This window comes from Nonomuraea sp. SBT364, assembly GCF_001083785.1.
GTDB lineage: Bacteria > Actinomycetota > Actinomycetes > Streptosporangiales > Streptosporangiaceae > Nonomuraea.
Map to the genome: position 1 here is coordinate 286,947 of NZ_LAVL01000001.1, position 21,768 is coordinate 308,714.

Consider the following 21,768-nt stretch of genomic DNA (forward strand, 5'->3'; position numbering starts at 1 on the left):
CGGGAACATGGTCCGGTCACGAGTGGCCACGCTCGGCGTGGCGGCCATCCTTCTCGCCGCCTGCGGCGGGAACGGCGCCGAGACGGCGCAGAAGAAGACGGAGCTGACTCTCTACAACGACAAGGGCGCGTGGAGCAAGTACTTCGAGGAGATGGGCGCTCTGTCCAAGCAGAGCATCGGCCTGTCGATGAAGCCCACCGGCTACACCGACTCGGCGCAGTATCAGGCGTTCATCAAGGCCTCGTTCCGCACCGACGTCAAGCCTGACCTCTTCACCTGGCAGACCGGGGGGATGCTGCAGGAGATCGTCAAGCAGAAGCAGGTGGCCGACACCACGGCCGTCTGGCAGGAGGCCATCAAGGCCGGCGACCTGTCGCAGGACCTCGCGCCCTACTACACGATCGACGGCAAGCAGTACTGCGTGCCGATGAACGTCGCGTACTGGGGCATGTTCTACAACAAGAAGATCTTCGACAAGCACGGCCTGAAGCCCCCGGCCACCTGGGAGGACCTGGTCAAGGTCGCCGAGACGCTCAAGCGGAACGACGTCAAGGCGTTCTACCACACCAGCGTGCTGTTCTCCTTCGTCTGGTTCGAGCAGATCATGGCCGGGATGGACCCGGACCTGTACGACCGGCTGTCCACGGGCAAGGCCAAGTACACCGACCCGGGTGTGGTCGCGGTGATGGAGAAGTGGAAAGAGCTCATCGACGCCGGATATTTCATAAATCCGGGCGATAAGACCGACCCCGGGGACGTGCTGAAGACCGGCAAGGCCGCGATGGTCTCGTTCGGCACCTGGTTCAACACCAGCATGACCCAGCGCGACATGAAGGCCGGCGCCGACTACGGCTTCTTCGTCATCCCCAACGTGAACGCGAGCCTGCCCAAGACCTCGATGATCTTCGAGAGCGGCCCGCTCTGCTCCCTCGCCAAGGCCCCCGACCCCGACGCCAGCACGAAGTACCTCAAGTGGTGGACCACCGCCGAGGCGCAGAAGAAGTGGTCGGGCATCCGCGGCGACGTGAGCGCCAACCCGAAGGTCACCATCGAGGACGAGGCGCTCGGCCAGGTCACCAAGGACGCGGGCAGCGGCGAGTACCGCCTGGTCAACCGCTACTTCGAGGCCACCCCGCCGCCCATCCTGACGGCCGCCCTGGACGGCTTCAGCAAGTTCGTCACCGAGCCCGGGACGTACATGGAGGTGCTGGAGACGATCCAGAAGGAGGCCGACGAGTACTGGAGCACGCACCGGTGACGCGTGCCCCGATCCTCGGCCGGTTCAGGCACGGGTACGTCGCTCCCGCGGCGCTGCTGGTCGCCGGGCTGCTCTACGCGCCGTTCGTGTGGACCGCGTACCTGAGCCTGACCCGCTACGACGGGCTGGCGCCGCCGGAGTGGGCCGGCCTGGCCAACTTCGCCAAGCTCTTCGACGACCCCGTCCTGCTGACCTCGGCCGGCAACACGTTGATCTGGGTGGCCGGCACCATGGTCCTGCCGGTGGGCCTCGGCCTGCTGGTGGCGGTGCTGTCCTACGACCTCAAGGGCGGCGCCTGGTACCGGGTGCCGTTCATGCTGCCGTACGCGCTCAGCGGCGCGGGGCTGGCCATGGTGTGGAGCCCGGTGCTGTCGCACGGCGGGGTGGCCAACCTGCTCCTCGGCGTCGACACCGCGTTCCTCCAGGAGGCGCCGCACAACACGATCGCGATGCTGCTCGTCTGGACGTGGCAGCAGCTCGGCGTCAACACGCTGCTGTTCGTGGTCGGGCTGCAGTCCATCCCGAAGGCGCCGATCGAGGCGGCCCGCATCGACGGGGCGTCCGGATGGCGGCTGTTCCGCTACGTCATCTGGCCGCTGATGCGCCCGCTCACCGCGGTCGTGGTGGGGCTGGCGCTGGTGGCGAGCCTGAAGACGTTCGACATCGTCTGGGTGCTGACGCAGGGCGGCCCGGGGCGCAACTCCGAGACGCTCGCCGTGACCATGTACAAGGAGACGTTCGTGGCCAGCGACTACGGCTACGGCTCCACGGTCGCGGTGGCGCTCACCGTGGTGGCGGGGCTGGCGTCCTACCTCTACCTGAAGAGGCAGGTGCGATGATCCGGCGCGCGGTCCTCATCGTGCTCGGGCTGATCTGGCTCGGGCCCACCTATCTGCTGATCGTCAACGCCTCCAGGCCGCCCGAGTCGTACGACCCGGCGCGCGCCTGGGCGCCGTCGGCCGACTTCGCGCTGCTGGACAACTTCGCCCGCGCCTGGGAGAGCGCCGGTCTGGGCGAGAGCCTGGCCAGCACCGCGCTCTACAGCGTCGTGTCGCCCGCGCTCGGCGTGCTCATCGGGGCGCTGGCCGGCTACACGATCGTGGTGCTGCGGCTGCGGCACGGCTTCTGGTGGTTCCTGCTGCTGTTCGGCGGCACCGTCTTCCCGTCGCAGATGCTGCTCGTGCCGCTGTTCGTCGGCTACAGCGACGCCGGCCTGTACGACAGCCGCCTCGGCATGATCCTCATCTACACGGCGATCAACGTGCCGCTGGCCGCCTTCGTGCTGCGCAACTTCTACAGCGGGGTGGCGTTCTCGGTCTTCGAGGCCGCCCGCATGGACGGGGCCTCCACCTGGCGCATCTTCTGGCGGATCTACCTGCCGCTGGCCACCAGCGCGCTGGCCGCCGTGTTCATCCTCGAGTTCACCTTCATCTGGAACGACCTGATCTTCGGCCTGACGCTGACGCAGACGGCCGAGGTGCGGCCCGTCATGACCGCGCTCGCCGGCCTGATGACCGACGTGTACGCCGGGACGCCCGTCCCGGTGGGCCTGGCGGCGGGCCTCGTGGTGTCGCTGCCCACCGTCGTGCTGTTCCTCGCCACCCAGCGCCTCTTCGCACGGGGCCTGTCTCTAGGGAGTGTTTGATGACGAGCCGGTTGCTGCAGCGCAGCCTGGGATCCCCCGACTACGACGGGATCAGGCAGGCGCTGCGCGACGACACCTCGACGCCGGTGATCAGCGTGCGCGGGCTGGAGGTGCGGGTGGCGGTGCTGCCGCTGTTCACCCACGACGGCCGGCAGGCGGTGCGGGTGTCGAGCACGCGGCCGCTGACGCACGTGCTGGTGGACGCCGACAGCGCCTCGGGCGCCGACGTGACGCTGCTCGTGCCGGAGGTGACCGAGCCCCGGGCGTTCACGCTGGAGTGCCGCGACGAGGCCGGCGTGGTCGGCTCGGCGCGGATCACGGTCGAGCCGCAGCGCAAGTGGAACGTGTTCGTCGTGCACCACTCGCACCTGGACATCGGCTACACCGACCCGCAGGGCACCGTGCTGCGCCACCACCTGGACTACCTGGACGCGGCCGTGCGGCTGGCCGGGGAGACCGCGTCCTGGCCGGACGACGCCAAGTTCCGCTGGTCGGTCGAGTCGTCCATGCCGGCGCTGAAGTGGCTGGACGCGCGGCCCGCCGAGCAGGTCGAGAAGTTCGCCGCGCTGGCCCGCGAGGGGATCATCGAGGTCACGGCGCTGCCGTTCCAGCTCCACACCGAGGCGTGCTCGACCGAGGAGCTCTACCGGCAGCTCCGCTTCACCGGTGAGCTCCGGCACGCGCACGGCATCCCGGCCCGCTCGGCCATGCACACCGACGTGCCGGGCGCGGTCGTCGGGCTGATCGACGCGCTGAACGCGGCGGGCGTGCGTTACCTGGCCGCCGCGCACAACTGGGCCGGGCGCTCGGTGCCTTACCTGCACGGCGGCGACAAGCTGACCAGGCCGTTCCGGTGGCGGGCGCCGAGCGGGAACGAGCTGCTCGTGTGGTTCACCGACACGCCGCACGGCATGGCGTACATGGAGGGCAACACGGTCGGGCTGACCGACTCCTACGAGCTGGCCGACGACCTGCTGCCGCGCTACCTGGCGGCGCTGGCCTCGCGCGGATATCCGTACGGGCCGGGCACGTTCGGGTGGCAGGGGCCGGACGCGCCGCGCGAGCCGTACGAGCTGGACGTGCTGCACCTGCGGGTGCAGGGCGCGCACGCGGACAACGCGGGGCCGTCGATCGTGCCCGCGTCGATCGCGCGGCGGTGGAACGAGCAGTGGGCCTACCCGCGGTTGCGGTCGGCGGTCAACAGCGACTTCTTCGACCACGTGGCCGAGCACTACCACGACCGGCTGGCCGTGCACGAGGGCGACTGGACCGACTGGTGGGCCGATGGGCTCGGGTCGGGGGCGCGGCCGCTCGGCTACGTGCGGCGGGCGCAGTCGGCGCTGCGGGCCGCCGAGACGCTGCACACGCTGGCCGGGATCGACGCGGGGGAGCCGATCGGGCTCGCCTACGACAAGGTGGCGCTGTTCAACGAGCACACCTGGGGCGCGGCCAACCCGTGGGAGGACGCCGAGGAGGCGGGCGACTCCGGCGGGCTGCAGTGGACGCGCAAGTCGTCGGGCGCCTACGACGCGCAGGACGACGCGGCGGACCTGCTCCAGGCGGGGGTGCGCCGGTTCTCGGCGGCGCTGTCCGGGGAGAACGTTTCGGGTGAGGCGGCGGCGGCGTTCGCCGTGTTCAACCCCGGGACCGTGACGCGGACCGACGTGGTGCGCACGTTCCTGCCCAGGGACGTGGTGCCGGTGGACGTGCCGATCGCGCTGGTGGACGCGCGCACCGGGGAGACGGTGCCGCACCACGAGGAGTACGTCGATCCGGTGGACTGGCCGACGCGGCCGATCGGGCGGCACATCCACGCCGTCGTGCCGGACATCCCGGGATTCGGGTACGTGCGGCTGGACGTCGTGCGCGGTGAAGAGCAGGCCCCCGAGCCGGTCGAGCTCGACCTCGGCGGGGTCATCGAGAACGAGTTCTACCGGGTGACCTACGACGTCCGCGAGGGCTACATCAGCTCGGTGTTCGACAAGCTCGCCGGCCGGGAGCTGGTCAACCAGGACGCCGCCGCCGGGTTCGGCCAGTACGTCTACGACCGCTACGCGACGGCGCCGCACTTCAACCACCTGTCCGGGCACGTCGGCGCGCACGACCGCACGCTGCTCGGCGACCGGGCCATCGCGGGGAACGCCACGATCGTCAGGGCCGAACGCACCGCCGTCGGCGAGAAGCTGGTGGTCGAGCTCCGCGGCAAGGGCGTCGACTGGCTGCGCACCACCGTCGAGCTGCACCGCGGCGTCGCCCGGCTGGACCTGACCTACCAGCTCGCCAAGCAGGGCACCCCGGCCAAGGAAGCGGTCTTCCTGGCCTTCCCGCTCGCCACCGGGCAGGCCACCGCGTGGGAGCTGACCGGCGGCGTCGGCGGCCCCGACGTGCCGCGCGTGCCCGGCTCGGCCGAGTACATGCTGCCGATCCGGCACTGGATCGCCTTCGAGGACAAGGAGCTGACCGTCGCCTGGGCCACCCTGGAAGCGCCGCTCGTGCAGCTCGGCACCATCCACATGCCGTACGCGCCGTTCCCCCCGACGCTCGACCAGGAGGACGGCACGGTCTACTCGTGGGCGCTCAACAACATCTGGGACACCAATTTCCCGGCGCAGCAGCAGGGCGAGACCACGTTCCGCTACGCCGTAAGGTCCGAGGCGGGCGCGCCGGGCAGGCGGCTGGGCGCGCTGACCGCCGCCGGGCTCACCGACCCCCTCGTGGGCGCGCTGCTCACCGGTCCCGCCGGCGAGCCGTCCAGGACGTACGTGTCCGTCGACCACCCGGACGTGCTGGTGACCTCGCTCGGCAGGCAGGACGAGGCGACGCTGGTCCGGCTGCAGTCGCTGGCGGCCGAGCCGGTCGAGGTGACCGTCACCCTGCCCGGACTGCTCGGCGCCGGTGTGAGCGCGGGCCTGGACCGCGAGATCCGGCCGGTCGAGGTGAGCGGGGAATCGGTCAAGGTACGGCTCCCGGCCTGCGGGGTGGCCGTCGTCTGGGGGGACCTGTGAAGATCGTTGACATCCGGGCCACGACGGTCGCCGTGCCTCTGGAGGCGCCGCTGCGGCACAGCAACGGCGCCCACTGGGGCCGGTTCGTCCGCACGATCGTCGAGGTCGAGGCCGACAACGGGCTCGTCGGGCTGGGCGAGATGGGCGGCGGCGGCGAGAGCGCCGAAGCGGCGTTCCGTGCCCTCATCCCGTACCTGAAGGACCACGACCCGTTCCAGCTCGAAGCGCTCCGATTCAAGATCGCCAACCCGACGGCGTCGCTCTACAACAACCGGACGCAGCTCCTGGCCGCCGTCGAGTTCGCCTGCCTGGACCTGATCGGGCAGCATCTCGGCGTGCCGGTGTGCGACCTGCTGGGCGGCCGGGTGCGCGACGAGGTGCCGTTCGCGTCCTACCTGTTCTACCGCTACGCGGCCGACGGCTACGCCGAGGTGCGCACGCCCGGCCAGCTCGTCGAGCAGACCCGGGAGCTCAAGGCGGCCCACGGGTTCACCGTGCACAAGCTCAAGGGCGGGGTGTTCCCGCCGGACTACGAGCTGGAGTGCTACCGGGCGCTGGCCGAGGCGTTCCCCGGCGACCGGTTCAGGTACGACCCCAACGCGGTGCTGTCGATGGCCGAGGCCGTGCGGTTCGGGCGGGCGATCGAGCACCTGGACAACGACTACCTGGAGGACCCGGTCTTCGGGCTGGAGGGGCTGCGGCTGGTGCGCGAGCAGGTCAGGGTGCCGATCGCGACCAACACCGTGGTGGTCAACTTCGAGCAGCTCGCCGCGAACGTGCTGCGCAGGGGGGCCGACGTGGTGCTGCTCGACACCACGTTCTGGGGCGGGATCCGGCCGTGCGTGAAGGCGGCGGGCGTGTGCGAGACGTTCCAGGTGGACGTGGCCGTGCACTCCTCCGGCGAGCTGGGCATCCAGCTCGCGACCATGCTGCACCTCGGCGCGGTGCTGCCCAACCTGACGTACGCGGCTGACGCCCACTACCACCAGCTGCGTGACGACGTGATCGAGGGCGGCAGGATGGCGTACTCGGAGGGCGCCATCGCCGTGCCGCAGGGCCCGGGGCTCGGCGTGCGGCTGGACCGGGAGCGGATGGCCCGCTACGCCGAGCTCTACCGGGAGACCGGCGGCTACCCCTACGACCGCGACCCCGGCCGGCCCGGCTGGTTCGCCCGGGTGCCGAATGAGCGCTTCGCCGACCCGGCGGTCTCGGTGGAGGTCACTATGTGAGCAGGGCGGTCGCCCGGTCGAGTCGCTTGCTCAGGTTGTCGCGGAACGCGGCGAAGCGGCGGTCGTTGTCGCGCACGACGGCCCGCTGCAGGTCGGCGTCGGCGGCGTACCAGGCGGCGACCAGGCCGGACGACCACTTGCAGGCGACGTCCGCGCTCGCGGTCTGCTTCTCCTCGTCGCTGACCTCCGGCTTCTCCAGGTGCCAGCGCCGGTCCGCGATGGCGGCCTCGGGCGAGGGGTAGGCGTGCCCGGCCCGCTCCATGCACGCCTTCCAGCGGTCGGCGGCCTGCGACACGGCCGGCTCCCTGGCCGCCTGCTCCAGCGTGAGGGAGTCCTGCAGTGCCAGCCACGACCAGTCGGCCTTGGTGGCGCCGCGGCTGAGCTGGGCGTCGGCCCGGTCCAGGCATCCCTGACGGCCGTTGAGCTGCCTGCGGGCGACCCTGGACAGCTTGGCGGTCCACGGCTTGACGGGCGGGCCGCCGGCCAGGTGGTAGCCGTGCTCGGCGGCCTGGCGCGGGTCGGCGACGCCGTAGCGGCGGGTGTTGCCCGGATCGGCCGCCGCGATGGCCGCCGCGTCCTCGCCGGGCGGGTCCACGGTGACGCCGTGGCGGCGCATGCACCGTACGACCAGCAGGTTGTGGGCGTTGGCGAGGAGCGCCCGCTGGCCCGATGCGGGCTTGTAGGCGTCGAACGGGAGCACCAGGTCGGCCACCGAGGTGACGCCGGGCGGCGCCTCCGGGGTGGTGCAGCCGGTCAGGAGGAGGGCGGCGAGGAGCAGGGGTACGCGGCCGCCGGTTTCCGGAAAAATCCGGAAACCGGCGCTGCTTCGGCTCAGCGGCACCAGATGTCGACCGAGCTGGTGCGGTTGTTGCCGACGGCGTTGTTGGCCAGGAAGCCGTCGTTGGAGTTGTGCAGGAACGTGCTGTGCGCACCGGTGTAGTAGGCGTTCTGCCACAGGGTCACCGGGCAGCCGACGCGGTTGCGCACCGAGCTGGTCTCGTTGTTCATGCTGTGCCAGGAGTTGCTGTAGTCCCAGGTCAGCCAGTTGTTGTCGGCGAAGTTGGCGTCGTCGTGGACGAAGTCGCGCCAGTGGTCGACCTGGCCGCGGTTGTAGTCGAAGCCCGCGTACAGGCACAGCCTGCCGCCGTAGCAGGTGGAGCGGGGGCTCGCCGAGGCGGTGGCCGCGGGGGCGACGACGGTGATCAGAGCGGCGGCGGCGACGGCGCCGGCGAATCGCTTGGACAGCCTCACAGGGGTCTCCTTGATCGGGGTGAGTCCTTCGGAACACCCGTAACCTAGCGTGAGCATTCGCATGCGTTCAGTCATCGACGCGCTGATGTGGGTAAAGGTGTTCGGGTAAAGCGCAAGGGTCCTGTCATTGACGCCACGGGCGGTCCTGACCAGCATGAGGGCATGCATGCCGCGATCCCCCTCTACCCGCGCTTCACCGGGCTGGACGCCGTCGGGCCCTACACGGTGCTGGCTTTCGCCCCCGGCTGGCAGGTGACGTTCGTGGCCGCCGAGCCGGGTCCCGTCACCGATGACCAGGGCGGTCTCACCATCGAGGCCACCGCCTCCTACGCCGACCTGCCCGATCCGGACGTCATCGTGGTGCCCGGCGGCCTCGGCACCATCGAGGCGCTGGAGGACCAGGCCCTGGTCCGCTGGATCGCCGAGGCCCACGAGCACACCCGCTGGACCACGTCGGTCTGCACGGGCTCGTTCCTGCTGGGCGCGGCCGGGCTGTTGACGGGCCGCAAGGCCACCAGCCACTGGGTGCTGCTCGACCAGCTCGCGGGCATGGGCGCCGAACCCGTGGACGATCGCGTGGTTGTCGACGGGAAGATCATCACCGCGGCCGGCGTCTCCGCCGGGGTCGACATGGCGCTGAGCCTGCTGGCCCGCACGAACGACGTGCCCACGGCCGAGGCGGTCCAGCTCGTCATCGAGTACGACCCCGATCCCCCGTTCGACGCGGGGTCGGCGAAGACGGCCTCGCCCGACCTGCGGGCGCGCGCCTCCGCCCTACTCCGGTAGCGCGGCCGGGTTCCTGGCCAGCAGCCCGCCGTCGACCCGGTGCTCGGCGCCGGTGATGAACGACGAACGCGGCCCGGCCAGGAACGCCACCAGCTCCGCCACCTCCTCGGCCCTGGCCACCCGGCCGAGCGGGTGCGACCGGCCCCACTCGGCGACCTGCTCCTCCTGCGACCGGCCGCCGCGCCACAGGTCGGCCGCCCACCGCAGCATCGGCGTGTCGACCGACCCCGGGCACACCACGTTGACCCGGATGCCGTCGGCGGCGTGGTCCAGCGCCATCGCCCTGGTCAGCCCGTTGAGCGCCGACTTGCTGGCGGTGTAGGCGGCCACCTGCGCCTGCGAGGCGAACGCCTGCACCGACGACATCACCACGATCGACCCGCCGCCGCGCGCCTTCAGCCGGGGGACGGCCGCCTTGCACGTCAGGAAGACGCCCTTGAGGTTGACGTCCATCACCTCGTCCCAGACCTCCTCCGGCGTGTCGACCACCGTGCCGTAGCGCTGCACGCCCGCGCACGTCACCACGACGTCCAGGCCGCCGTGCCGGGCCACGGCCAGGTCCACCAGGTCGCGCATGTCGCCCGCCCGGCGCACGTCGGCGACCACGCCCGTCACGTGCTCGCTCTCGAACGCCGCCTCCTTGTCGGCCCCGCAGAACACCACCGACGCCCCGCCGTCGGCCAGCCGGTCCACGACCGCCCGCCCGATGCCCGTCGAACCGCCGGTGACCAGCGCCACCTTCCCGTCGAACTCGCTCACGCCAGCACCTCCGCGCGCCACCTCAGCACCTTCGTCTCGTACGGCTCCAGGACGAGCGCGGTGCCGTTGGCCACGGCCGCCGCCAGCCCGTCGGTCGGCATGCCGGCGAACGGCTCCAGCCCCAGCACGCACGCCCGGCCCCACCACGGATAACCCGTGCTCGCGCCGAACTCCTGCCACATCCACAGATACGGCAGCACCGTGGCGTCCCATTCCACCCGCATGCCGGGATCCGCCCCGATCTCGTACCACCCGTCGTCGCCGAACCCGGTCAGGTAGACGATGTCACTCGGGTCGCCCTTCCCGGGCACGACGCTCAGATCGGTCGTGCCGCCGCCGTCGGCCGGCACCACCGGCCACTCCCACGGCCCGCCGGCCCGCACCCTGCGCCCCGGCGGGTTGATCGCGCTCGCGTGCGGGATCACGCGCACCCCCTCCGGCAGCCGGATCCGCGCCCCAGCCCCGAGGAACGGCGCGCCGTACACGATGTGCTGTCCCCACATCGCGTGCAGAGCCACGCCGGACTCGTTCACCGCCCGCCCCTCGACCTCCAGCGCGGCCGTCCCCGACCGCAGCCGCAGGGTCCTCTCCACCCGGTACGGCAGCCGCCTGGTCCGCACGGTGAGCCGGATCGCGACCTCCCGCTCGGAGTCGGTCACGACCTCGCACCGCCACGGCAGGCCGGAGACCTCGCCGTGCTGGGCCAGCCGGGCGCCCCGGTAGACGCTGGGCGCGCCGCCGTTGGGGAACGCCTCCTGCCAGCCGCCCTCGTAGTGGTCGACGAACGGCGCCACGTCGTCGGCGGCTCCCCGCACGTCCTCGCGCGGGTCGCGCAGGCCCTGCGGCGACAGCCAGGCGAAGTCGGTGTCGGTCGGCTTGTGCAGGAACTCCACCACGTCACCGCCCTTGCCGGGCAGCACGGTCACGCGCAGCAGCTCGCTCTCCAGCGTGACGGAACGGATGCCGTCGAGCGTGCCCTGGCGCAACCGCGCCGCCCAGTTGCGCATCAGCCGAACTTCACGTTCAGGAAGCGCGGGCGGTAGATGGAGACGTCGCGGTAGTGGTCGGTGTTGACGAAACTGTTGACGTTGTAGGACACCACCAGGCCGTCCCCTTCGATGGCGGGGTGCGCGTGGGCGTTGTAGGTGAAGACGTTGCCGTTCGTCTCCGGCGTCGTGTAGACGACCTGCTTGCCGGTGAACGGGCCCGTCGGCGAGCACGACGCGTACGCCACGATCTTCGCGCTCAGCGCCTCCGTCGTGTCGTGGGTGATCAGGACGTAGCCGTCGCCGACCTTGCTGACGCTGTACTCGTTGGCCACGCCGGCCATCAGCCGCGCCGAGTCGGCCTCGTCCCGCGACCAGGCGCCGTCGGCGGTGCGGAACTCCCAGTCGCCGAGCAGGCTCTGGCCCTTCACCCTGGCCAGGTGCATGTACTTGGTGCCGCCCAGGTCCTCCACGCCGTAGACGTAGGTGTGGCCGCCGTCCTTGAGCACGGCCGAGGCCCAGGCGACGCCGTGCCCGGACGGCAGGTCGTGCACGCTGACCGGGCGCTGCAGCCGGCCCTGCGGGAACCGCGCCACCACGTTGCGGTGCCAGCGCCAGTCCCACGCGCCGGGGCCGAAGCGCTCGTACTCCTGGTAGGTGACCTCCAGCAGGCCGCCGGCGAGCGTGGCGTCACCGGCCCAGAACCAGTGGTTCTTGTCGCGGGGCTTCATCACGGCCGTCGGCTTGGCCTCCGTGCCGTCGTGGATGGTGCGCAGCCTGCCGTCCCGCTCGACGGCGAAGGAGTTGTTGAGGAAGACCGTCGTGCCGCCCTCCTCCACGACCGGCGGACGGCTGCCGTCGGGGTTGACCCGGCCGAGGAAGGTGTCGGAGAACACCCATACCTCGCGGCCGTTGGGCAGCCGCACCGAGTAGGTCCCGTCGGCGCCGGTCCAGTCGTCGAGGCGGCTGTTGTCGTTGCCGTAGTTGGTGAACAGGCTGGTCAGCCGCTGGTCGATCGACGTCCCCCGGAACGTGGGGGCGCACGGCGACGGCGTGCTCGGCTGCTCGGGGACGGCGGCGGCCGTGGACGGCACCGGTTTCGGCGGCGCCGCCAGGGCCTGCTGCGGGGCGACCGCCAGCGCGGTCACGGCGACGAGGGAGAGGAGAGCTGATCGGATTCGCGCCATCGCTACGTCCTAGGGGTGGGGGGCTCCCTACAGTTCTAGTGATTAGATCACTTGTTGTCTAGGTTCGAACTGGACGGGCTTCGGGAAGGGGCGCGTGGCTGACGCCTTATCTCGTAGACACCCGTGTGTTCCTGCGATGGTTCGTCGATCAGCCTGGATTCGGTCGAGTCCAACTGCATCCCGAGGAGTTCGTCTCGGCTGTGCGGGGGATCGCTCCTTCGACGAGCCGCGGTCAGTACGGCTGCATCTGGTCGAGGACCTTGGTGGCCAGAGCTATGAATGCTTCGGCTCTGGACATGTCACGCAGGACGTCCTCGACAGTGATTCCCGGGCGTCGGGAAGGGGATATTCGGCGCTGTTTCGCCTGCGACGCATGCGATCGAAGGGACGGAGCGCTTGTCCGAGGGGTGGGTCGAGTTGTGCTGTGACGGCGTCCAGCACAGCGAGATGGCCTCCTCTGCTGGTGGCTCGCAGCCCTTGATTCTCAAGGATGGCCGCGAGCGCCTTGCGTGATGCGTCGTAGAGAAGCTGATAGGCCCCCGTGGGATCGGTCTCACGGCCGCTGGCGGCAAGCGCGATGTGACGGCCGGCCTGGGAAAGCAGGGTATCGGCATGGTCACGGCTCGGTGGCACGCGCTCCAAATAGCCTGAGGCAAGCATCGCGTCTATCCGATCGCGGCCTTGCATCCATCTCATGGGGTGTGTTCTTCCTCGATCAGGGGGTGAAGAGGCTTGCGCCGGACTGATGCCACGAATGGGTCGGAGGTGTCGCTGGTCCACGACGCCTGTGAGATCCGGATGAGGTTGACCTCACGGCCGAGGACTCGCTCTGCGGCTCGTGCGGCGTCGTAGAGGGCGTCTTCGTCGGCGTCTCCTATGACCAGGACGTCCACGTCCTTGGGTGGCGGTCCCGGCCGGTTGGCGTGACGAGCCGCCCAGGACCCGTAGATGTACGCCGCGTCGATGTCGGGAATGGGGCGGAGCAGAGGAGGGAGCACGACAGCCGGGCCGTAGGTAAGTGACAGGAGATCGGTAAGGGGCTTGGCGAGGGCGGTGCTCGTGTCAGCGCGAAGGAGGCGGAGGTTGCCCTGCCGTCTTTCGTTGAGCAACCCCGCGCTTACGAACCGATCGGCCTCCCGGCTCACGGTGGACTGCGATACGCCTATCTGTGCTGAGAGGTCAATGGTTGAGTACTCGCTTTCGGGATGAAGGTAAAGCCAGGCGAGCAGTTCGCCGACGGCGTTCGAGCGGAGAAGGGGGAGCAACGAGGGCGCGGCTGGCCTCATAACTGCATAGTACTATGCAGTTATTGCAAGTCCACACGGAGAGTGGTTGGATCGTGACATTGAGCACCCGGCCTGCTCCGGGGGAGGGGCGGATATTGGGATGCCCCGCCCCGAATCGGGCGTGTACCCTGCGCGAGGATCCGCAGGAGGGGAAATGCCATGGGACACGTCGAGGTCGGACATCTGACGTACGTGCTGCCTGACGGGCGGCCGCTGCTCAACGACGTGTCCTTCCGGATCGGCGAGGGCGTCAAGGCCGCGCTCGTCGGGCCCAACGGCGCCGGCAAGACCACGCTCATGCGGCTGATCGCGGGCGACGTGCAGCCGGTCGAGGGGAGTGTCGCCAGTTCCGGTGGGCTGGGCGTGATGCGGCAGTTCGTGGGCAGCGTGCGTGACGGGAGCACGGTGCACGACCTGCTGCTGAGCGTCGCGCCGCCGGCGGTGCGGGAGGCGGCCGCACGGCTGGAGAAGGCCGAGCTGGTCATGATGGAGCGCGACGACGAGAAGGCGCAGCTCCGCTACGCGCAGGCGATCAGCGACTACACCGACGCGGGTGGTTACGAGATCGAGGTGCTCTGGGACACGTGTACGGTGGCCGCGCTCGGCGTGCCGTACGACAACGTGAAATATCGAGATGTGTCCACCTTGTCCGGCGGTGAGCAGAAGCGCCTCGTGCTGGAGGCGCTGCTGCGCGGCCCCGACCAGACGCTGCTGCTGGACGAGCCGGACAACTACCTCGACGTGCCGGGCAAGGAGTGGCTGGAGGCCCAGCTCCGCGAGACGCCCAAGACGGTCCTGCTGGTCAGCCACGACCGGGAGCTGCTGGCCAACGGCGTGGACCGGATCGTCACCGTCGAGTCCGGCAACATCTGGATCCACGGCGGCGGCTTCCGCACGTACGTCGAGGCGCGCAGGGCCCGCAACGAACGCCTCGACGAGCTGCGCCGCCGCTGGGACGAGGAGCACGCCAAGATCAAGGCCCTGGTCAACATGCTGAAGAACAAGGCCCGCTACAACGACGGCATGGCAGCTCCCTACCACGCGGCCCAGACGCGGCTGAGGAGGTTCGAGGAGGCGGGCCCGCCCGAGGAGGCCCCCGGAGACCAGAACATCAGCATGCGCCTGCGGGGCGGCCGCACCGGCAAGCGCGCCGTCATCTGCGAGCGGCTGGAGCTGTCCGGCCTGATGCGGCCGTTCGACCTGGAGATCTGGTACGGCGAGCGGGTGGCGGTGCTCGGCTCCAACGGCTCGGGCAAGTCGCACTTCCTGCGCCTGGTCGCCGGCGAGCCGGTCGCCCACACCGGCGTCGCCAGGCTGGGCGCCCGCGTGGTGCCCGGCCACTTCGCCCAGACGCACGCCAGGCCCGACCTGATCGGCCGCAGCCCGGTCGAGATCGTGATGACGGAGCACGCCAAGCTGAAGAACGAGGCCATGAAGGCGCTGGCCCGTTACGAGCTGGCGGGGCTGATCGCCGATCAGCGGTTCGAGACGCTGTCCGGCGGCCAGCAGGCCCGGCTGCAGATCCTGCTGCTGGAGCTGTCCGGCGCCACGCTGCTGCTGCTCGACGAGCCGACCGACAACCTCGACCTGGCCAGTGCCGAGGCGCTGCAGGACGGCCTGAACGCCTTCGACGGCACGGTGCTGGCAGTCACCCACGACCGCTGGTTCGCCGCGGATTTCGACCGTTACCTGGTGTTCGGGTCGGACGGCGTCGTGTACGAGGCGCCGGAGCCGGTCTGGGATGAAAAGCGGGTCGTACGGGCGCGTTAAAGAATTGGTACGGCAGGCGCGTGTCCCGGGCCTGCCGTACCCATGAACGGGTTATCACGGCAAAGTGATCCCGCGTAGCCGAACCGTCAGCCTCCTCGCACTCGGGGCGATCTGCCTCACCGGGTGCTCGTCGGAGGAACGTCCGCAACAGCAGCTCAAGCCGCTCACGCTCAAGGAACAGGCGTCCAACGTCGTCAAGTCCGCCGGCGGCTACTCCGTCAACTGGGCGGGCGTGCTCACCAACCGCAACCCGTGGCACTTCGGTGAGCACGTGGTCGCCACCGTTGTCGGCAAGGACGCCGCCGGCCGGGAGGTGGTCCGGATGGACCAGCCGCTGGACGCGGTGCCGCCGGGCGGTTCGCTGGTGTTCACCGGCGAGGCGGGGGCCACGGAGAAACCGGTCAAGGTGAGCATCGACTACCGCCCGGCCCAGTGGCGGATGGCGGCCAGGATCGCCTCGGCGTTCCGGCCGTTCCCGGTGTCGCGGGTGCAGACGCTGCGCCAGAAGGACGGCTCGTACCTGATCACCGGATACGTGTCGAACCCGTACCAGGTGCCGGCGGGCAGTCTGGTGGTGAACGCGCTGCTGCGGGACAAGGCGGGCAAGCTGCTCGGCGGCGGGAGCACGTTCGTGGACGACGTGAAGGCGGGCAGTCCGCCCCGGTTCATCCTGACGATCGCCGGGCTGCCGGCGGGCAGCACCGTGGCCAGGACCGAGGTGGCGGCGCGCACCTGGGGGTCGACGGGCCGGCCGTACGAGGATCTGGCGCTCGGCGGGATCGTGCCGATGCACACGGTCAAGCCGACCACCGAGCCCTTCCAGGTGGACCGGGGCAGCCAGGCGATGAAAGCCCGGGTGCAATAACCCAATTAATGCGATAAATCGTAAAAGCGGCTGGCGACAAGCCATGTTTATCCCGCGGAAACGGTAGAACTACAAGTTACCAATCCATTACCTTCGGTTACATGAATGACCGTGACCTGGTCGAGGCCCTGCGTTCCGGTGATCCGGGCGCCGTGGCCGTCCTGTACGACACTCATGCCGAGGGCATCTACCGTTACTGCTGGACCCTTCTGCGTAACACCGACAGCGCCCAGGTCGCGCTCCGCGACGCGCTGATCGCCGCCGAGGCGCACGCCGCGGCGCTGTCCGATCCGGCCCTGCTGCGCCCCTGGCTCTACGCGCTGGCGCGCGGCGAGTGCCTGCGCAGGCGGATGGCCGACCTGCCGCAGGCCGGAGAGACACTGGCCGAGGCGCCGGAGACCGGCGACCCCGCCGACGCCGACCTGCGGGTGGTGGCCTGGAACGCGGTCCAGAGCCTGGCCACGGCCGACCGCGAGACGCTTGAGCTCACCGCCCGCCACGGACTGGCGATGCCGCACGTCGCCGCCGTGCTCGGCGTCACCGTCCGCCAGGCCGAGGCGGCCCACGACGCGGCCCGCGACCGGCTGCGCGACGCGATCACCGTGGAGTTCCTGGCCAGGAAGGGCCCCTACGACTGCCCGCGCCGGGCCCGCATCCTGACCGGCTTCGCCGGCGAGCTGACCGAGGACATGCGCGGCCACCTCGTCGCCCACCTGGCGCGCTGCGAGACGTGCGCCCCGCACCGCACCCGCCAGGTGTCGGCCGCCAAGGTCTACGAGCTGCTGCCCCTGATCACGCTGCCCGAGGTGCTCAGGGTCCGGGTGCTGAGCTGTTTCGTCGACCCGGAGCTGCATCTCTACCGGCGTTACGTGGCCAGGCGCTCAGAGGCGCTGGACGCCGCCGGGTTTCCCGTTGCCGCTGAGCGGAGGCCCCGCACATGGCCTCGGGCGCTGGCGGGCGCGCTGGCGGCGGTCGCGACCCTGGTGGCGATAGCCACGATCTTCGACTATTTCGGCAAGGAGGTCGGCGGCCTGCCCGGCGTCGCCTCGGTCGCGTTCCCGCCGCAGGGGGAGCCGCCCGGCCTCACGCTGCCCTGGTCGGACCGGCGCGAGGTGCCCGGCAGCATGGACGTCGACAGTACGGCCACCCGCCCGCTGGGCGCGACACCGGCGACGGCGTCGGTCGGTGAGCAGGTCGCGAGCCCGCAACCGCCGGTGTTCACCCCGATCGGCGGCGAGCCCGAGCCCAGCACCCCGCCGCCCACCGGCCCGGACCTGGGCGACCCCACGCTCGACCCGGTCGAGCCGGTCGAGCCGTCACCCGTCAAGCCCCGCCCCACCGGCAGGCCGTCGGCCACCCTGTCACCGGTGCCCACCCCGACACCGGCGCCCAGCCCGACCACGCCGACGCCGTCGCCGAAGCCGACCACCCCGCCGCCGTCGCCCACCGTGACGCCCACTCAGACGGTCTCGCCCTCAGCCACGAGCTGAAGTGTGCCATTCGTGACTGTTGGGAAGTGTGTGCATAGAGTGACCGCAGGGGGATTCTATGCACGTCAGAGCCGGATTCCTGGTCGCCACCCTGGTCGTCGCGATGTGCCCGCCGGTCTACGCCGAGCCGGGGCCGCGTGACGTCGCCAGAGCGCGGCAGGCCGTACGGGATCGCGCGAAGGAGCTCGGCACGGCAGGCGCCGAGCTGGCCGAGGCGCAGGCGCGGCTGGACCGGCTGGCGGCCGAGGCCGAACGACTCGTGGAGGCGTACAACGGCGAGGTCGTCCGGCTCCGGCAGGTCGAGCAGGCGCACCGGGAGGCCGCCGCGCGGCAGGCGGCCGCGACCGCGGAGGCGGAGCTGGCCCGGCAGGCGGTGGCGATGCTGGCCGCCGAGACCTACGGCGGGCTGCCGCTGCCCGCCGAGCTCCTCGGCATGCTCAACGACCGGGGCGACGACGACGGGTTCCTGCACCGGGCGGGACTGCTGCGGCAGCTCGGCGGCGAGCGCGCCCTGCTGCTGGCCCGGCTGCGCGACGCCCAGGAGGTTGCGGCGATCCTGAGCACGCACGCCGCGAGCGTGCACGCCGCCCAGCAGAGCGCCGCCGAGGCCGCCGAACGGGCCAAGACCGCCGCGCGGGAGGCGGTGGCCAGGCAGCGGCACGAGACCAAGACGCTCAAGGCCAGGCGCGACGAGCTGCAGCGGCGCGTGGACGCCGCGCGCACCCGCGCCGAGCTGCTGGCCAGGCGGCGGCAGGGGCGCATCGGGCACGTGCCGCTCTCCCGCGGCTCGTCCATGGGCGACCTGGCCGCGAACTGGGCGCTGACCCAGCTCGGCAAGCCCTATCTGTGGGCCGCCGACGGGCCGGCGAGCTATGACTGCTCCGGCCTGACCATGCGGGCCTGGGAGCGGGCCGGGGTGCGGCTCGACCACTGGACGGGCACCCAGTGGACCTCCGGGCCGCACGTGCCGCTCGACCAGTTGCGCCGCGGCGACCTGCTGTTCTTCGGCTACGACAGGGACGACCCGTCGACCATCCACCACGTGGGCATGTACGTCGCGCCGGGGCTCATGGTGCACGCCCCGCAGACCGGCGACGTGGTGCGGGTCGCGTCGATGTGGCGAGGGGACCTGGTGGGCGCCACCAGGCCCCGCTGACGGTCAGTGGCCGTGGCCCTCGTCCTTGGCCCGCTGGAAGGAGCGCTCGATCTCGGCCTGCGCCTCCATGCGGCCCACCCAGTTGGCGCCCTCGACCGACTTGCCGGGCTCCAGGTCCTTGTAGACCTCGAAGAAGTGCTGGATCTCCAGCCGGTCGAACTCCGGGACGTGGTGGATGTCCTGGATGTGCGCCATGCGCGGGTCGGTGGCCGGGACGCACAGCACCTTGTCGTCCCCGCCCTTCTCGTCGGTCATCCGGAACATGCCGACCGCCCGGCAGGTGATGTAGCACCCCGGGAACGTCGGCTCCTGCAGCAGCACCAGCGCGTCCAGCGGGTCGCCGTCCTCACCGAGCGTGTGCTCGATGAAGCCGTAGTCGGCGGGGTACTGCGTGGAGGTGAACAGCAGCCGGTCCAGCCTGATCTTGCCGGACTCGTGGTCCACTTCATACTTGTTCCGTTGCCCCTTGGGAATCTCAACGACAACGTCGAACTCCACCGCGGTTCCTCCGCTCGGCCCCCCGGGCACCCCCGGTCGGGCGTTAATGTCTCGTAAGCGAACACCAGGAAAGAGGTCAGGCGACGTGGCGCGGCACGAGCGGTGGGTGATGCTGACCACTCTCGTCATGCTGCAGATCGTGACCATCGTCACCGGCGTCTACGCGATGAGCAACGACCTCGATCTGAGCGCGCTGACGAGGCGGCCGTCACCGGCCGAGACGAGCGCGTCTCCCGAAGGGGTTCCCCCCGTCCCCGTGGTCACCGCGGGGCCAGTGCTGGCCCAGCTTCCGGCGAGGTCAGGAGACGGACCTCTCCCGACTAAGGGTACTTTGACGCAGCAGCTCACCGATGCGCTGGGTGACGAAGCGCTCGGCAGGCGGGTGGGCGCGGTCGTCGTCGACGCCGCCACCGGCGAGCAGATCTTCGCCGCCGACCCCGATACCGGCATCACCCCCGCCTCCACCACCAAGGTCGTCACCAGCGCCGCCGCGCTCGCCTCGCTCGGCCCGGACACCCGCCTGGCCACCCGCGTCGTCCAGGGCGGCTCCGCCGACGCGATCGTCCTGGTGGGCGGCGGCGACCCGATGCTGCGCGGCCCCGCCGCCAAGCCCAGCGACTTCACCGCCCAGGCGTCGCTCACCACGCTCGCCTCCCGCACCGCCGCCGCGCTCAAGGCGCGCGGCGTCACCAAGGTCACCCTCTCCTACGACGCCTCCCTGTTCACCGGCCCCGGACAGGCCCCCGGCTGGAAGCCCAACTACGTGCCCGACGGCGAGGTGGCCCCCGTCCACGCGCTCACCATCGACGAGGGCCGCCAGGTTCCCGGCCAGCGACAGCCGCGCGTCTCCGACCCGCCCGCCCACGCCGCCGCCGCCTTCGCCCAGGTCCTGCGCAAGTACGGCATCACCACCGGCAAGTCCGTACGCCCCGCCAAGGCCCCGGCCGGCGCCGCCGAGCTCGCCAGGGTCGAGTCGGCCCCCGTCTACGCCCTCGTCGAGCACACGCTCACCTTCAGCGACAACGACCTGGCCGAAGCCCTCGCCCGGCACGTCGCCATCAAGGAAGGGCAGCCGGGATCGTTCGCCGGGCTCGCCAAGGCCGTGCCCGCCGTGCTCGGCCGGCTCGGCGTCGGCAAGGGCGTCAAGGTCGACGACGGCAGCGGCCTGTCCATCCGCAACCGCATCAGCGCCGCCGCCATGGCCGGCACCATCGCCCTCGCCGGCTCCCCCCGGCACCCCGAGCTGCACGCCGTCGCCACCGGCATGCCCATCGCCGGCTTCACCGGCACCCTCGGCAACGGCCGCCGCTTCACCGGCGCCGACAGCAAGGGCCAGGTCGGCCTGGTCAGAGCCAAGACCGGCACGCTCAACCACGTCAACACGCTCGCCGGACTCGCCACCACCAAGGACGGCCGGCTGGTCACCTTCGCCTTCCTGGCCGATCGCGTCCCCGTCTACGCCGAACCCGTGCTCGACAGGCTCGCCGCCCTCGTCGCGCGGTCTTGACGAGAACCACGTACGGTGGACGTTATGCAGGTGATCGACTGGGATCTGGCCGTCACGACCGGCACGCGCCTGGTGCGCCCCGGTCCCCAAGTGAGTCGTGAGGAGGCCAGGCAGGCCGTCGCCGAGCTCCGCACCCTGTCGCGCGAGGCCGAGGGTCACGTACGCGAGTTCACCAAGATCCACACGGAGGCCGCGCCGCAGCCCGCGACCATCGTCGACCGGCCCGGCTGGATCCGGGCCAACGTCGAAGGCTTCCGCGTCGTGCTGGAGCCACTCACGCAGAAGGTCGCCAACGGCGCCAACCCGCCGCCCGCGATCGTCTCCGCCGTCGGCTCCCGCATCACCGGCGTCGAGGTCGGCGCCGTGCTCGCCTTCCTCGCCACCCGGGTGCTCGGCCAGTACGAGCTGTTCCTGCCGCCCGACCCCAGCGGCCGCGAAGCCACCGGCCGCCTCACGCTCGTCGCGCCCAACATCGTCAACGCCGAGCGCGAGCTGAACGTCAACCCGCACGACTTCCGCCTCTGGGTCTGCCTGCACGAAGAGACCCACCGGGTGCAGTTCACCGGCGTCTCCTGGCTGCGCGAGTACGTCCGGTCCCAGATGACCGAGTTCCTCCTCGCCTCCGACCTCGACCTGCCCACGCTCGTCGACCGCCTGCGCGGCGCCGCCGACACCGTGGCCGACGTCGTCCGCGGCGGCGAGGGCAGCCTCATCGACGTCATCCAGACGCCCCAGCAGAAGGAGATCCTCGACCGCCTCACGGCCGTCATGACCCTCGTCGAAGGGCACGGCGACTTCGTGATGGACGCGGTCGGCCCCTCCGTGGTGCCGTCGGTCGCCGACATCCGCGCCAAGTTCGCCCAGCGCCGCGAAGGCGGCTCCCGCCTCGACCGCACCATCCGCCGCCTGCTGGGCATCGACCTCAAGATGAAGCAGTACGCCGAGGGCTCCGCCTTCGTCCACCGCGTCGTCGGGCAGGCCGGCATGGACGGCTTCAACCGCGTCTGGACCTCACCCAACACGCTCCCCACCCCGGCGGAGATCTCCGACCCCGACGCCTGGATCCGCCGCGTCATCGGCACCCCCGCGC

The 21,768-nt window shown here is 70.9% G+C and carries 19 protein-coding genes; 12 read left to right on the forward strand and 7 right to left on the reverse strand.

Annotated features, from left to right (window positions below; genetic code table 11):
- The first annotated feature begins 7 nt into the window (after positions 1–7).
- Genes ADY59_RS01375 through ADY59_RS01395 form a run of 5 tightly spaced genes read left to right on the forward strand, consistent with a single transcriptional unit; the run spans position 8 to position 7,137 of the window.
- Complete coding sequence (locus ADY59_RS01375) at positions 8–1,258, forward strand: ABC transporter substrate-binding protein (protein ID WP_049556689.1); 1,251 nt, start codon at positions 8–10, stop codon at positions 1,256–1,258.
- The gene (locus tag ADY59_RS01380; RefSeq protein WP_049556577.1) at positions 1,255–2,097 is read left to right on the forward strand and encodes a carbohydrate ABC transporter permease; all 843 of its coding nucleotides are present in this window, start codon (positions 1,255–1,257) and stop codon (positions 2,095–2,097) included. The genes ADY59_RS01375 and ADY59_RS01380 overlap by 4 nt, the downstream gene beginning before the upstream one ends.
- A complete protein-coding gene (locus ADY59_RS01385; protein WP_049556579.1) occupies positions 2,094–2,903 on the forward strand; it encodes a carbohydrate ABC transporter permease in 810 nt (269 codons plus the stop codon). The genes ADY59_RS01380 and ADY59_RS01385 overlap by 4 nt, the downstream gene beginning before the upstream one ends.
- Positions 2,903–5,908, forward strand: a complete 3,006-nt coding sequence (locus tag ADY59_RS01390) for a glycoside hydrolase family 38 C-terminal domain-containing protein (protein WP_049556581.1) — start codon at positions 2,903–2,905, stop codon at positions 5,906–5,908. Before ADY59_RS01385 ends, ADY59_RS01390 begins: the two co-directional genes overlap by 1 nt.
- Positions 5,905–7,137, forward strand: coding sequence for an enolase C-terminal domain-like protein (locus ADY59_RS01395; protein ID WP_049556583.1), 1,233 nt, complete (start codon positions 5,905–5,907; stop codon positions 7,135–7,137). The genes ADY59_RS01390 and ADY59_RS01395 overlap by 4 nt, the downstream gene beginning before the upstream one ends.
- Here ADY59_RS01395 and ADY59_RS01400 read toward each other — a convergent pair.
- Both ADY59_RS01400 and ADY59_RS01405 read right to left on the reverse strand, forming a co-directional pair.
- Complete coding sequence (locus tag ADY59_RS01400) at positions 7,130–7,978, reverse strand: hypothetical protein (protein ID WP_049556585.1); 849 nt, start codon at positions 7,976–7,978, stop codon at positions 7,130–7,132. The two genes, ADY59_RS01395 and ADY59_RS01400, sit on opposite strands and share 8 nt — an antisense overlap.
- Complete coding sequence (locus ADY59_RS01405) at positions 7,969–8,388, reverse strand: peptidase inhibitor family I36 protein (protein WP_049556586.1); 420 nt, start codon at positions 8,386–8,388, stop codon at positions 7,969–7,971. The genes ADY59_RS01400 and ADY59_RS01405 overlap by 10 nt, the downstream gene beginning before the upstream one ends.
- Positions 8,389–8,550: 162 nt before the next feature.
- On the opposite strand from ADY59_RS01405, the gene ADY59_RS01410 reads away from it, so the two are divergent.
- Entirely contained in the window at positions 8,551–9,174 is a 624-nt protein-coding gene (locus ADY59_RS01410) for a DJ-1/PfpI family protein (protein WP_049556587.1), read from the forward strand.
- Here ADY59_RS01410 and ADY59_RS01415 read toward each other — a convergent pair.
- The 4 genes from ADY59_RS01415 to ADY59_RS01430 form a co-directional block, all read right to left on the reverse strand.
- Positions 9,163–9,933, reverse strand: a complete 771-nt coding sequence (locus ADY59_RS01415) for an SDR family NAD(P)-dependent oxidoreductase (RefSeq protein ID WP_049556588.1) — start codon at positions 9,931–9,933, stop codon at positions 9,163–9,165. The two genes, ADY59_RS01410 and ADY59_RS01415, sit on opposite strands and share 12 nt — an antisense overlap.
- A complete protein-coding gene (locus tag ADY59_RS01420) occupies positions 9,930–10,940 on the reverse strand; it encodes a DUF4432 family protein (protein WP_049556590.1) in 1,011 nt (336 codons plus the stop codon). The genes ADY59_RS01415 and ADY59_RS01420 overlap by 4 nt, the downstream gene beginning before the upstream one ends.
- Positions 10,940–12,106: a DUF4185 domain-containing protein gene (locus ADY59_RS01425; protein WP_049556592.1), complete on the reverse strand. Its 1,167-nt coding sequence runs from the start codon at positions 12,104–12,106 to the stop codon at positions 10,940–10,942. Before ADY59_RS01425 ends, ADY59_RS01420 begins: the two co-directional genes overlap by 1 nt.
- 692 nt (positions 12,107–12,798) lie before the next feature.
- On the reverse strand, positions 12,799–13,392 hold the full coding sequence (locus ADY59_RS01430) for a MarR family transcriptional regulator (RefSeq protein ID WP_049556594.1): 594 nt from the start codon (positions 13,390–13,392) through the stop codon (positions 12,799–12,801).
- A gap of 159 nt (positions 13,393–13,551) precedes the next feature.
- Here ADY59_RS01430 and ADY59_RS01435 point away from each other — a divergent pair, with 159 nt between their 5' ends.
- From ADY59_RS01435 to ADY59_RS01450, 4 genes are all read left to right on the forward strand, one after another.
- Positions 13,552–15,162 (forward strand): ABC-F family ATP-binding cassette domain-containing protein, encoded by a 1,611-nt coding sequence (locus tag ADY59_RS01435; RefSeq protein WP_049556596.1) that lies wholly within the window; start codon positions 13,552–13,554, stop codon positions 15,160–15,162.
- 64 nt (positions 15,163–15,226) lie between these two features.
- Positions 15,227–16,027 carry a hypothetical protein gene (locus ADY59_RS01440; RefSeq protein ID WP_049556598.1) on the forward strand — a complete coding sequence of 267 codons (801 nt, stop codon included), beginning with the start codon at positions 15,227–15,229 and terminating at the stop codon, positions 16,025–16,027.
- 101 nt (positions 16,028–16,128) lie between these two features.
- A complete protein-coding gene (locus tag ADY59_RS01445) occupies positions 16,129–17,517 on the forward strand; it encodes an RNA polymerase sigma factor (protein WP_049556600.1) in 1,389 nt (462 codons plus the stop codon).
- Between the two features lie 58 nt (positions 17,518–17,575).
- Positions 17,576–18,673, forward strand: a complete 1,098-nt coding sequence (locus ADY59_RS01450) for a C40 family peptidase (RefSeq protein ID WP_049556601.1) — start codon at positions 17,576–17,578, stop codon at positions 18,671–18,673.
- 3 nt (positions 18,674–18,676) lie between these two features.
- Here the strand turns inward: ADY59_RS01450 and ADY59_RS01455 are convergent, their stop codons facing one another.
- Positions 18,677–19,171 (reverse strand): inorganic diphosphatase, encoded by a 495-nt coding sequence (locus tag ADY59_RS01455; protein ID WP_049556602.1) that lies wholly within the window; start codon positions 19,169–19,171, stop codon positions 18,677–18,679.
- Between the two features lie 85 nt (positions 19,172–19,256).
- Between ADY59_RS01455 and dacB the strand changes: the two genes are divergently transcribed.
- Positions 19,257–20,678, forward strand: a complete 1,422-nt coding sequence (gene dacB, locus ADY59_RS01460; protein WP_082309760.1) for a D-alanyl-D-alanine carboxypeptidase/D-alanyl-D-alanine endopeptidase — start codon at positions 19,257–19,259, stop codon at positions 20,676–20,678.
- 24 nt (positions 20,679–20,702) lie between these two features.
- Positions 20,703–21,768, forward strand: a 1,066-nt coding sequence (locus ADY59_RS01465; protein ID WP_063780517.1) for a zinc-dependent metalloprotease, incomplete at its 3' end; no start/stop codon positions are given.